11 protein-coding genes are annotated in these 12,518 nt (G+C 71.9%); all 11 read right to left on the bottom strand.

Annotated features, from left to right (window positions below):
* Nucleotides 1-40: 40 nt before the first annotated feature.
* Complete coding sequence (locus FEF34_RS32370; RefSeq protein ID WP_138056332.1) at nt 41-1,156, bottom strand: aminopeptidase P family protein; 1,116 nt, start codon at nt 1,154-1,156, stop codon at nt 41-43.
* Between the two features lie 729 nt (nt 1,157-1,885).
* Nucleotides 1,886-2,713, bottom strand: coding sequence for a Pro-rich N-terminal domain-containing protein (locus tag FEF34_RS32360; RefSeq protein ID WP_138056330.1), 828 nt, complete (start codon nt 2,711-2,713; stop codon nt 1,886-1,888).
* A 133-nt stretch (nt 2,714-2,846) separates the two neighbouring features.
* The gene (aroQ, locus tag FEF34_RS32355; protein ID WP_138056329.1) at nt 2,847-3,287 is read right to left on the bottom strand and encodes a type II 3-dehydroquinate dehydratase; all 441 of its coding nucleotides are present in this window, start codon (nt 3,285-3,287) and stop codon (nt 2,847-2,849) included.
* Nucleotides 3,284-4,378, bottom strand: coding sequence for a 3-dehydroquinate synthase (gene aroB / locus FEF34_RS32350; RefSeq protein ID WP_138056328.1), 1,095 nt, complete (start codon nt 4,376-4,378; stop codon nt 3,284-3,286). The genes aroQ and aroB overlap by 4 nt, the downstream gene beginning before the upstream one ends.
* Nucleotides 4,375-4,857 carry a shikimate kinase gene (locus FEF34_RS32345; RefSeq protein WP_138057861.1) on the bottom strand — a complete coding sequence of 161 codons (483 nt, stop codon included), beginning with the start codon at nt 4,855-4,857 and terminating at the stop codon, nt 4,375-4,377. The genes aroB and FEF34_RS32345 overlap by 4 nt, the downstream gene beginning before the upstream one ends.
* 77 nt (nt 4,858-4,934) lie before the next feature.
* Entirely contained in the window at nt 4,935-6,119 is a 1,185-nt protein-coding gene (gene aroC, locus FEF34_RS32340) for a chorismate synthase (protein WP_138056327.1), read from the bottom strand.
* 227 nt (nt 6,120-6,346) lie between these two features.
* Nucleotides 6,347-7,189 carry a shikimate dehydrogenase gene (locus FEF34_RS32335; RefSeq protein WP_138056326.1) on the bottom strand — a complete coding sequence of 281 codons (843 nt, stop codon included), beginning with the start codon at nt 7,187-7,189 and terminating at the stop codon, nt 6,347-6,349.
* Nucleotides 7,167-8,918: an endolytic transglycosylase MltG gene (mltG, locus tag FEF34_RS32330; protein WP_171053177.1), complete on the bottom strand. Its 1,752-nt coding sequence runs from the start codon at nt 8,916-8,918 to the stop codon at nt 7,167-7,169. Before mltG ends, FEF34_RS32335 begins: the two co-directional genes overlap by 23 nt.
* Before the next feature lie 103 nt (nt 8,919-9,021).
* Nucleotides 9,022-9,486, bottom strand: a complete 465-nt coding sequence (gene ruvX, locus FEF34_RS32325) for a Holliday junction resolvase RuvX (RefSeq protein ID WP_138056325.1) — start codon at nt 9,484-9,486, stop codon at nt 9,022-9,024.
* On the bottom strand, nt 9,486-12,170 hold the full coding sequence (alaS, locus tag FEF34_RS32320; RefSeq protein ID WP_138056324.1) for an alanine--tRNA ligase: 2,685 nt from the start codon (nt 12,168-12,170) through the stop codon (nt 9,486-9,488). The genes ruvX and alaS overlap by 1 nt, the downstream gene beginning before the upstream one ends.
* The gene (locus FEF34_RS32315) at nt 12,170-12,517 is read right to left on the bottom strand and encodes a DUF6167 family protein (protein WP_138056323.1); all 348 of its coding nucleotides are present in this window, start codon (nt 12,515-12,517) and stop codon (nt 12,170-12,172) included. The genes alaS and FEF34_RS32315 overlap by 1 nt, the downstream gene beginning before the upstream one ends.
* Between the last annotated feature and the right edge of the window lies 1 nt (nt 12,518).

The raw sequence follows: 12,518 nt of genomic DNA, 5'->3' as shown, positions 1-12,518 counted from the left end.
GACGACCGGGGAGAAGCGAAGGTGCGCGCTGCGTGCGGAGCTACAGCGCGAGCAGCTCCTTGGTCGTGATGGTGAGTAGCTCGGGTCCGCCGTCCGCCTCCTGGCGCACGACGAGCGTGTCATCGATCCGGACTCCGCCCCGGCCCGGGAGGTGGACCCCCGGTTCGACGGTGACCGGCACACAAGCGTCCAGTTTACCCATGGCCGCAGGTGCCAGCTGCGGGTCCTCGTCGATTTCCAGTCCTACACCGTGGCCGGTGAGCGGCGCGAGTCGCTCGCCGTAGCCCGCCGAGTCGAGGAGGTGGCGGGCCGCGCGGTCGACGTCCCGGTAGCCGGCACCGGGCAGGAGCGCCTCGCGTCCGGCCCGCTGAGCGGCGAAGACGAGGTCGTACAGCTCGATCTGCCAGTCCGCGGGAGAGGTGCCGATGACGAACGTACGGCCGATCTCGCAGCGGTAGCCGCGGTAGTTGGCGCCGAGGCAGACGGAGAGGAAATCACCCTCCTCGACGCGCCGGTCCGAGGGCCGGTGCCGGCGGCGTCCGGCGTTCGGCCCGGTGGCGACCGAGGTGGGGAAGGCGGGGCCGTCGGCGCCGTGGTCGACGAGCCGGCGCTCGAGCTCGAGGGCGAGATGGCGCTCGGTGCGGCCGACCAGGATGGACTCCAGCAGTTCACCGAGAGCCTGGTCGGTGATCTCGGCCGCGATCCGCAGACAGGCGATCTCGTCCTCGTCCTTCACCATCCGCTGCTGTTCGACGGCGCCGTGCAGATCCGTCAACCGCAGCCCGGGCGCGACCGCGCCGAGGGCGCGGTGGCGGGCGACGGTGAGGTGGTTCTCCTCTACGGCGAGCCCGTCCGCGCCGGAGCCGGCCACGGTCTCCGCGGCGGCGACGGCGGGATCGTGTCCGTGGACCGGCAGGACGGTCAGCCGCAGCTGCTCGTCCAGACGCCCGTCCACCGGGTCGCCGGTGGGCGCGGTGGGGCACAGCAGTTCGTCCGCGGACTCCCCCGCGGGCCCCAGGAGCAGGACGGCACCGGGCGGAGCGCCGCCCGCGAGGTAACGGACGTTGGCGGGCCGGGAGATCAGCGCCGCGGCGCTCCCGGTCGCGACACACCGGTCGCGCAGCCGGCCGCGGCGGACAGCGAACACCTCGGACATGTGACGAGCCTAAGAGCGCGGAGCGGATCCGGCCGGTTGAGAGCGTCCGTGCGGGGTCCGCCGGGTACGTCTCCCCTGCGGCCGCGGTCCGCTGCGGCGCGGGCGCGGGCGCAGGCGCAGGCGCAGGCGCAGGCGCAGGCGCAGGCGCAGGCGACGGCACGGGTCCTGCGGAGCACGGTCGACGGCAGGACGGTGCGGCGCGGCAGGCGACGGGACGGCGCGGCGCGGCGGGGCAGGTGACAGCACGGCACGTGCGGCGCGACAGGCGCAGGCGACGGCACGGGACGTGCGGCGCGGCAGGCGACGGGACGGCGCGGCGCGGCGCGGCGGGGCAGGTGACAGCACGGGACGTGCGGCGCGACAGGCGCAGGCGACGGCACGGGACGTGCGGCGCGACAGGCGCAGGCGACGGCACGGGACGTGCGGCGCGACAGGCGACGGGACGGCGCGGCGCGGCGGGGCAGGCGCAGGCGCAGGCGCAGGCGCAGGCGACGGTACCGGTACCGGTTCGTGGAGTCGTGCGTCCGGCATGCTCCGGACTCGTGTCCGACGACGGTGTGCTCGACAGCTCGCCTGCGCTCCCGCTGAGTGCGGCGGATACGGGCGCCACCGTGTCACGCGCGAACGCCCGGACCCGCGCCGCTCCCGCGCCCCGGCGACGTCCCCGCCGCCGCGAGAGGCGCACCCGGGCGGCACCGGCGGCGCACGACCAGGCGCCGCGCATCGCACCTACCAGGCCGGTGGGCTCTTCAGCGCCCGGGCCAGCACGTCGTCCAGGACGCGCGCGGTCGTCTCCACGTCGCACTGGGAGTTGTCGATGATGGGGAGACCGGAGCCGTACCAGCCGGCCATGCGGCCGTGGATGCCGGCGACCTCCTCGTCCGAGAGACGGCGGTTGCCGCTGCGCTCGGCGTTGCGTTCCAGGACGACCTCCAGGCCGGGCAGGAGCACCACGGGCAGGAGTCCGGGTCCGACGTGGCGCTTCCAGCCACCGAGTCCGACGACGGGACGGTCGGGGAAGACGGCGTCATCGAGGATGCACGAGATGCCGTTGGCCAGAAAGTTGCGGGCCGCGAAGCCACAGGTCCGGCGTGCCAGACGGTACTGGGCCTCCGACTGTTCGTTCCAGCCGGTCTGGGGGTCGGCGAAGCCGGCGCAGACCCATTCGCGGACGTCGTCGAGGCTGATGTGCGCGGTGGGGACCCGGCGGCGCTGTGCCCAGTGCCGGGCGACGGTCGTCTTGCCCGCGCCCGCCGGGCCGATCAGCAGGACCGCGAGCGTGGCGCTGCCGGTGCCGTTGTCGGCGGGCGGTGAGGGGACCGGAACCGGTCCGCCCGGCGGGAGCGAGACGTGCCCCGTGGTGTCCGGCGCGGCGGCCTGGTGCGCCGGGTCGCTCCAGGCCGGGGCGGGCGGCCCCTGCGGAGGCGGAGGGCACTGGGGCGGAGGGCCGGGGTGCTGGGACCGGTGTTCCCATCCGGCCGCCGGGCGGTGCCCGGGTTGTCCCGGGACCTGTCCCGGCCCGTGGGGAGGCAGCGGAGCTCCCACTGCGTGCTGCATCCGGCGCCACTCCGTCTCGTACGACTTCACGCTGGTCGGACGGGAGTTGACCCGTCCGCACCGAACGGTACCCTCCCCGGCCGCTGCTGTGGGAACGGCCGGGGCGGGTACGACGTGCCCGGGGCGGGCGGGTTCAGCCGTCGAGTTCCTCGGCCAGCGCGCGCAGGGCCAACCGGTACGAACCGATCCCGAAGCCGGCGACGGTTCCGGAGGCGACCGCCGCGATCACCGAAGTGTGGCGGAACTCCTCGCGTGCGTACGGGTTCGAGATGTGCACCTCGATCAGCGGGGCGGTCCGCTGGGCGGCCGCGTCACGCATGCCGTACGAGTAGTGCGTGAACGCACCGGGGTTGACGACGACGGGGATCGAGCCGTCGGCGGCCTCGTGCAGCCAGCGGATCATCTCGCCCTCGTCGTTGGTCTCCCGGACGTCGACCTCGAAGCCGAGCTCCTTGCCCAGTGTCCGGCACGCGTCGACCAGCCCCGCGTACGAGGTGGAGCCGTACACGTCCGGCTCCCGGGAGCCGAGGCGCCCGAGGTTCGGACCGTTCAGGACGAGGACCCGGCGGCTCACCCGGACACCTCGCCGAACGCGGCGAGCAGCACGGCCGGGTCCGGGCCCTCCAGCACGGTGGGCTTGGCGAGACCGTCGAGCACGATGAAGCGCAGCAGGTCGCCGCGGGACTTCTTGTCGACCTTCATGGTCTCCAGCAGCCTGGGCCACTGGTCACCGCGGTAGCTGAGTGGCAGGCCGACCGACTCCAGCACGGTCCGGTGCCGGTCGGCGGTCGCGTCGTCGAGCCGTCCGGCGAGGCGGCCGAGTTCGGCGGCGAAGACCATGCCGACGGAGACGGCGGCGCCGTGCCGCCACTTGTAGCGCTCGTTCTTCTCGATGGCGTGCGCCAGCGTGTGCCCGTAGTTGAGGATCTCCCGCAGACCGGACTCCTTGAGGTCGCTGGAGACGACGTCCGCCTTGACCCGGATCGAGCGCTCGACCAGCTCCGCCGTGTGCTGCCCGGCCGGGGTGCGGGCGCTCTCCGGGTCCGCCTCGATCAGGTCGAGGATGACCGGGTCCGCGATGAATCCGGCCTTGATGATCTCGGCCAGGCCGCTGACGTAGTCGTGGACGGGCAGGGAGTCCAGCGCGCCGAGGTCGCAGATCACCCCGGCGGGCGGGTGGAAGGCGCCCACGAGGTTCTTTCCCTCGGCGGTGTTGATCCCGGTCTTGCCTCCCACGGCTGCGTCCACCATGGCCAGCACCGTCGTCGGCACGGCGATCCAGCGCACTCCGCGCAGCCAGCTCGCGGCCACGAATCCGGCGAGGTCGGTCGTGGCTCCGCCGCCGACGCCGACGATGACGTCGGTGCGGGTGAAACCGGTCTGGCCGAGGGCCTTCCAGCAGTACGCCGCGACCTCGACGGTCTTGGCCTCCTCGGCATTGGGCACCTGGACGGCGACGGCCTCGTACCCCTGGCCGGCGAGGTCCTGGCGGACGGCGTCACCGGTCTCGGCCAGTGCCTCGGGGTGGATGACGGCGACGCGCTTGGCCCTGGGCCCGATCAGTCCCGGGAGCTCCCCGAGCAGCCGGCGGCCGACGAGCACTTCGTACGGGTCGGTGCCCGCGGTGCCTGCGACCTGGATGCGGGTGACTGCCTGCTCGGTCATGCGTCCTTCCATTCGAGTGCGTCGAGGACCGCCTGGGCGACCTCTTCGGGTGTACGGCCGTCGGTGGCGACGACCACCCGGGCGGCTTCGGTGTAGAGGTGCCGACGGGCCTCCATCAGCTCACGCCACTGGCGGCGCGGGTTGACGGCGAGCAGCGGGCGGGCGGCGTTCAGCCCGACACGCCGCACCGCCTCCTCGACGTCCATGGAGAGATAGGCGACGGGGAGCCCGGCGAGCAGTTCGCGGGTGCCCGGGTCGAGGATCGCGCCGCCGCCGAGGGCGAGCACGCCCGTGTGCTCGGCGACGGCGGTGCGGACCGCCGCGCGCTCCAGCTCACGGAAGTGCGGCTCGCCGTCCTCGATGAAGATGTCCGAGATCTCCCGGCCCTCGGCCGCCACGATGTCGGCGTCGGTGTCGCGGTAGCCGGTGCCGAGACGCTGCGCGAGCAGGGCGCCGACCGTGGACTTGCCGACGCCCATCGGCCCGATCAGTACGACCTTCGGTCCGCCGGGTGCCGGGGTGTCCGGCCGCGGGGTTCCGGTGTCCTGCGGGTCGCTCACCGGATGGCCAGGTTCTCGAGGTACGAGCACACGTTGCGGCGGGTCTCGGGGACACTGTCCCCGCCGAACTTCTCCGCGACGGCATCCGCGAGCACCAGCGCCACCATCGCCTCGGCGACGATCCCCGCCGCCGGCACCGCGCACACGTCGGAACGCTGGTGGTGCGCCGCCGCGGTCTCGCCGGTGCTGACGTCGACGGTCCCGAGCGCACGCGGCACGGTCGCGATCGGCTTCATCGCCGCGCGGACGCGCAGCAGCTCACCCGTGCTCAGGCCGCCCTCGGTACCACCGGAGCGGCCGGAGGAGCGGCGGATGCCGTCCTCGGTGGAGACGATCTCGTCGTGGGCCTGCGAGCCCGGCACCCGCGCCAGCTCGAAACCGTCGCCCACCTCGACGCCCTTGATGGCCTGGATGCCCATCAGCGCGGCCGCGAGGCGGGCGTCGAGCCGCCGGTCCCAGTGGACGTGCGAACCGAGACCGACGGGGACGCCGTAGGCGAGCACCTCGACCACCCCGCCCAGGGTGTCGCCGTCCTTGTGTGCCTGGTCGATCTCCGCGACCATCGCCTTCGACGCGTCGGCGTCCAGACAGCGCACCGGATCGGCGTCAAGCCTCTGCACGTCGGACGGGGTGGGGTAGACGCCGCGGGGGGCCCTGGCGGCGGCCAGCTCGATCACGTGCGAGACGATCTCGATCCCCGCGGTCTCCCTGAGGTAGGAACGAGCCACGGCGCCCAGGGCGACACGTGCCGCGGTCTCCCGGGCACTCGCCCGCTCCAGGATCGGCCGCGCCTCGTCGAACCCGTACTTCTGCATCCCGGCGAGGTCGGCGTGACCGGGCCGGGGCCGCGTCAGCGGCGCGTTGCGGGCCAGCGCGGCGAGCTCGGCCGGATCGACCGGGTCGGCCGCCATCACCTTCTCCCACTTCGGCCACTCGGTGTTGCCCACCATGACCGCGACCGGCGAGCCGAGGGTGAGCCCGTGGCGCACCCCGCCGAGGAAGGTGACCTCGTCCCGCTCGAACTTCATCCGCGCACCGCGGCCGTAACCCAGGCGCCGCCGTGCCAGGTGGTCCGCCACCATCTCCGTGGTGACCGGGACACCGGCGGGAAGACCCTCCAGCGTCGCCACCAGTGCGGGTCCGTGCGACTCCCCCGCCGTCAGCCAACGCAACCTGCTCAACGGTGCTCCTCCTGCTCGCGCGCCTGGAACTGCGACAGCGCGGCCTCGGGGGCACTCCTCCAGCTGCTGGAGACACCCCCGTCCAGTGGTGGCCGGGAGCGGCGCGGCCCGGGCCCGCCTACCCCGATCCTCCCACGTCCGGGCCGCGGGCCAGGCCGGTGGTCCAGCAGTCGGACGTCCGGAGGGGACGGGATCCGGCTGATCCGGCGCCGTCGCGAGCCCCGTGATCAGCGGCCGGCGAGGGCCTCCTCACCGGCCGCCCGCATCGCGGCCAGCGGTGCCGGCGAGCGCCCGGTCATCTGCTCGACCTGGAAGACGGCCTGGTGCACCAGCAGGTCGAGGCCGCCGACGACGGAGCCGTCCCGCTCGTCCCACGCCGCCGCGAGCGGTGTCGGCCACGGGTCGTAGAGCACGTCGAAGAGGGTGCCGGGACGTTCCGGGACGTACGGGACCAAGGTGTCCGTCGCCCCGGCGGGGGTGGTGGCGACGACCAGCGGCGCGTCGAAGGCGTGTGCCGCCTCCGCCCAGTCGGCGGTGTGCACCTCGACGCCGAGCCGCTCGCCCCAGCCGCGCATCTCGTCGGCCCGGGCCCTGCTGCGCACATAGGCGGTGACCGGCCCCGTGCAGATCCGGCCGAGCGCGGCGACCGCCGAGGAGGCGGTCGCGCCGGCGCCCAGGACGGCCGCGTGGTCGACCTTCTCGATGCCGCGCTCGCGCAGGGCGGCGACCATGCCGGGGATGTCGGTGTTGTCGCCGGTGCGCCGGCCGTCCTCGGTGAGGACGACCGTGTTGACGGCCTCGACGGCGGCGGCGGTGTCGCTGACCCCGTCGAGCAGCGGGATGACGGCCCGCTTCAGCGGCATGGTCAGCGACAGTCCGGCCCAGCCGGCGTCCAGTCCCTGGAGGAAGCCCGCCAGGTCTCCCTCGGTCACCTCGAAGCGGTCGTACGACCAGCCGGTCAGACCGAGCGCCGCGTAGGCGGCGCGGTGGAGTACCGGGGAGAGGGAGTGGGCGATGGGGGAGCCCAGGACCGCGGCCCTGCGCCTGTCAGTTCGTGCCGCGCTGGTCATTGAACTTGGCCTTGAGCTTCTCGAAGTCCGCGTGGGTCCTGGCGTATTCGGTCTTGTGCTTGCCGTCGGTCGCCACGAAGTACAGCCAGCCGTCCGAGGTCGGCGTGATCGAGGCGTTGAGCGCCGTCAGGTCGGGGTTGCCGATGGGCCCGGGCGGCAGCCCCTTCTGGGTGTACGTGTTGTACGGGTCCTGGTTGCTGTTGATCTCCCGCTCGCCGATGTCGATCTTACTCTGGCCCTTGAGGTAGTTGAAGGCCGAGTCGAACTGGAGCAGCTGGTTGGTCTCGGTGTTGGTGGGCTTCAGGCGGTTGTAGATGACCTCGGCCATCTTCTTGTAGTCGTCCTCGTTCTTGCCCTCGGCCTGCACCAGGCTGGCCACGGTGATCAGTTCCCAGGCGTTCTTCAGCTTGAACTGCTTCGCCTTGGCGTCGAGGTCGATCTTCCCGTACTCCTGGTTGGCCCGGGCGACCATGGCCTTGAGGATCGTCTCCGGCTTGGATCCCGGCGCGACCGGATAGGTGGCAGGGTAGAGGAATCCTTCCAGCGGGTCCTTGACCTTCTCGTGGTTCTGAGCCCATACGGGGAGTCCGAGGCTCTTCGCCTCCTTCTGGGCGACGGACCTCGTGGTGCCGGGATCGAGCTCGAGTCGTTTGTCGATCAGCTCGTAGATCGCGGCGTTCCGCGCCCCCTCGGCGATGCTGAGGGCGTTGCGGTTGTTCGGGTCGAGCATCGCCTTGACGGCTTCCTCCGCCGACATCCCCTTCTTCAGGGTGTAGACACCGTCCTGGATGCTCGTGCCGCGGGGGTTGTCGTTCTGCGCGGCGACGAAGGCGTCGACGCTCTTCACGACGCCGGCCTTCTTGAGCGCGTTGCCGATGTCCGTGCCGCTGGCGCCCAGGGCGATCTCGACCTGCACGCTTCCGCTGCCGGGGCCGTCGAAGTCGGGAGCCTCACCGAACTGCCCCTGCCAGAACTGGTATCCGACGTAGCTGGCGCCACCGGCACCGCCGACCAGGACCAGGGCGACGAAGAGGCAGGCGAAGCCATTGCGGCCCTTCTTCTTTTTCTTGGCCGGGCCGCGACCCTCACCGCCGCGGCCGGACGTCGCGCCCGGCTCGTCGTCATCGTCGTCGCCGCGGCGGTCGTCCCCCGAGAAGAAGGGGTGGTCCTCTTCCTGCCCGTCCACCGCCCAGTCGTCGTCCGCAGGCTGCGGCTGCTGCCCCTGGGGCGGCGGAGCGGTGCGGTGGCCGGGAGGTTGCGGCGGCGGGTAGGCGTCAGGGGTGGCGTAGTGGTCGACGCCGGCGCCGTAGGGGGCGGCGCCCGCGTTCGGGTCGTACGGCATCACGGGCTGCTGCCCGGTGCCCCAGGCGCCGTCGTACTGCTGGGCGGCGTGGTCCTGGCGACCGTACTGCTGGGTTGCGTACTGTCCCGTGTCGTACGGCCCGGTCCCGTACTGTCCCGTGTCGTACTGCCCGGTCCCGTACTGTCCTGTGTCGTACTGCCCGGTCCCGTACTGTTGCTGACCGTACTGCTGCTGATGACCCGTCTGGTAGTGGGCTTCCCCCTGGTAGGCCTGGTCCTGCGGCTGCTGCGGGTACTGCTGCTGCGGCTGGCCGCCGTAGGACGCGGGGCCGGCGCCGCCCTGCTGTCCTCTCCACCCCTGGTCCCCGTACAGGGGATCCTCGGGGTGCCACGGTTCGGAGCCGGGGCCCCGGCCATATTCAGTCATCGATCCCCTAGAGCCGCGAGACGAGCGCCGAACGCTCCGCCTCTACGTTGTGCGGTGGTTGTTCGAACACCACCGCATCGCGCGGAACGTTACCGTATCGCGATCAGATGACCACTTCGACGCCCTCGCCCGGGGGATCCCCCGAGGTCCGTTCGGCCTCCAAAGCGTTCTGAAGAATGACAACTGCCGCGGCCTGGTCGATGACAGACCGGCCCTTTTTGGACTTCACGCCCGAAGCCCGAAGCCCCTGCCCGGCCGTCACTGTGGTCATCCTCTCGTCGACCAGTCGCACCGGAACCGGATGGACACCCCGGGCGAGGTCCTGGGTGAAGGCCCGGACCTTGGCCGCCGCGGGGCCCTCGCCGCCGCTCAGCGAACGCGGCAGGCCCACGACCACCTCAATCGGCTCGTACTCCTCGACCAGCTGCCTCAACCGCCGGTGGGCAGCCGGAACGTCCCGTCCCGGCACGGTCTCCACCGGGGTGGCGAGGACCCCGTCGGGGTCGCACGAGGCGACCCCGATCCGGGCGTCCCCGACATCGATCGAGAGACGGCGTCCCCTGCGCATCAGGCCGTCTCGGCGACCAGGCGCTCGACGGCGTCGATGGCGTCGCCGACGGCCTCCGGGTTCTGGCCACCGCCCTGGGCGACGTCCGGCTTGCCGCCACCGCCGCCGCCGAGGGTCTTGGCGGCGGCGCGGACCAGCTCGCCGGCCTTGAGCCCGCGCTCACGGGCGGCCTCGTTGGTGGCGATGACGGTCAGCGGACGCCCGTTGGCCGTGGTGAACAGCGCCACGACGGCCGGGCGGTCGCCCGCCCCCGACAGCTGCTGCAGCCGGCCGCGGACGTCGAGGACCAGCTTGCGCAGGTCGTCGGCGGACGTGCCGTCCGGGACCTGGGCCGTGACCAGGGCGGTGCCGCGGACGTCCTTGGCGTTCTCGGCGAGACCGGCGGCGGCCTGGAGGACCTTCTCCGCGCGGAACTTCTCGATCTCCTTCTCGGCGTCCTTCAGCTTGCCGAGCATCGTGGCGATCTTCTCCGGAAGCTCCTCCGGACGACCCTTGACCAGCTCCTGGAGCTGGGCGACGACCGTGTGCTCCCTGGCCAGGAAGTTGTAGGCGTCGACACCGACGAGAGCCTCGATACGGCGCACGCCGGAGCCGATCGACGACTCGCCGAGCAGCTTCACCAGACCCAGCTGGGCGGTGTTGTGCACGTGCGTGCCACCGCACAGCTCCTTGGAGAAGTCGCCGATGGTGACGACGCGGACCCGCTCGCCGTACTTCTCGCCGAACTCGGCGATGGCGCCCTGCTTCTTGGCCTCGTCGATGCTCATGACCTCGGCCTGGACGTCCAGTTCACGAGCCAGCACTTCGTTGATCTTCTGCTCGACGTCGGTCAGGACCGCGCCGGGGACGGCGGCCGGCGAACCGAAGTCGAAGCGGAAGCGGCCCGGCGAGTTCTCGGAGCCGGCCTGGGCGGCAGTCGGGCCGAGGGCGTCGCGCAGCGCCTGATGGGTGAGGTGGGTGGCGCTGTGGGCACGGGCGATGGCCCGGCGGCGCCTGACGTCGATGGCGGCGTAGGCGGAGGCACCCACGGTCACCTCACCGACCTGTACGGAACCCTTGTGCACGGAGACGCCGGGGACCGGCTGCTGTACGTCGCGGACCTCGATGACGGCGCCGGTGTCGAGCTTGATCCGGCCCTGGTCGGCGAGCTGGCCGCCGCCCTCGGCGTAGAAGGGGGTGCGGTCGAGGACGACCTCGACCTCGTCGCCCTCCGAGGCGGCCGGCGAGGGTACGCCGTCGACGAGCAGGCCGACGATGGTCGACTCGCCCTCCGTGTGCGTGTAGCCGGTGAACTCGGTCGAGCCGGAGGTGTCGGCGACCTCGCGGTACGACGACAGATCGGCATGGCCGGTCTTCTTGGCCTTGGCGTCGGCCTTGGCGCGCTCCCGCTGCTCCTTCATCAGGCGGCGGAAGCCGTCCTCGTCCACGGACAGGCCCTGTTCGGCGGCCATCTCGAGGGTGAGGTCGATCGGGAAGCCCCAGGTGTCGTGGAGCAGGAAGGCCTTGTCGCCGGAGAGGACGGTCGTGCCCGCGTTGCGGGCCTCGGTGACGGCGCCGTCCAGCACGTTCGTGCCGGCGTTCAGCGTCTTGAGGAAGCGGGCCTCCTCGGCGAGCGCGACGGTCTCGACCCGCTTGCGGTCGGTCTCCAGCTCCGGGTACTGCTGCCCCATGGTCTTGACGACCACGTCGACCAGCGCGGAGACGACGGGACCGGTGGCGCCGAGGAGCCGCATGTTGCGGATGGCGCGGCGCATGATGCGGCGCAGGACGTAGCCACGGCCCTCGTTGCCGGGGGTGACGCCGTCGCCGATGAGCATCACGGAGGTACGGATGTGGTCGGCGACGACGCGGAGCGAGACGTCCGACTCGTGGCTGTCGCCGTAGCGGACGCCGGTGAGCTCCGTGGCCTTGTCGATGACGACGCGCAGGGTGTCCGTCTCGTACATGTTCTGAACGTCCTGGAGGATCATGGCGAGACGTTCGAGGCCGAGACCGGTGTCGATGTTCTTGCTCGGCAGGTCGCCGACGATCTCGAAGTCCTCCTTGCCGGAGCCCTCACCGCGCTCGTACTGCATGAAGACCAGGTTCCAGATCTCCACGTAGCGCTCGTCGTTGACGGCCGGGCCGCCCTCGGGGCCGAACTCGGGGCCGCGGTCGTAGTTGATCTCCGAGCAGGGTCCGCACGGTCCGGGGACGCCCATGGACCAGAAGTTGTCCTTCTTGCCCAGGCGCTGGATGCGCTCGGCGGGAACGCCGACGACCTCGCGCCAGATGCGCTCGGCCTCGTCGTCGTCGAGGTAGACCGTGATCCAGAGCTTCTCGGGCTCGAGGCCGTAGCCGCCCTTGTCCTGCGGTGAGGTCAGCAGCTCCCAGGCGTACTTGATGGCCCCTTCCTTGAAGTAGTCGCCGAAGGAGAAGTTGCCGCACATCTGGAAGAACGTGCCGTGGCGGGTGGTCTTGCCGACCTCTTCGATGTCGGGGGTGCGCACGCACTTCTGCACGCTGGTGGCGCGCGGGGCGGGCGGCTTGGTCTCACCCAGGAAGTACGGCTTGAAGGGGACCATGCCCGCGTTGACCAGCAGCAGAGTCGGGTCGTCCGCGATGAGCGACGCCGAAGGCACGACGGTGTGCCCGCGCTCCTCGAAGAAGCTCAGCCAGCGGCGGCGGATTTCAGCCGACTCCATCAGTGGTCCTCATTCCGGTTGTACGAGCGCTTCTCGTCAAGCATCTCGTAGTGCTTCTTGTGGTGCTTGTGGTTTTCCAGGGCGGCCCGGCTGCGCTGCGCGGGAAGTCCCCGGTCGACGGGGCCCTCGATCCCCAGCGCCTCACCGAGCTCGGCCTCGCGCTGGGCCATCCCGGCCCGGACGTCGAGGGCGAAGTCCTTGAGCCGGTGCCCGGTCTCGATCGCCTTGTTCGCCGCCTGGGCGGCGAGGCTCTCCGGGGTCAGCTGCCTGAGCTTGCGGTTGACCTTGGTGGTGGCCCACACGCCGGCTGCGGCGCCGGCGGTGAACCAGAACGCACGACGGAACATC

Origin of the sequence: Streptomyces marianii (assembly GCF_005795905.1) — a bacterium.
In the GTDB taxonomy this organism is placed as follows: domain Bacteria; phylum Actinomycetota; class Actinomycetes; order Streptomycetales; family Streptomycetaceae; genus Streptomyces; species Streptomyces marianii.
This window is presented reverse-complemented; position numbering and strand designations above follow the sequence as displayed.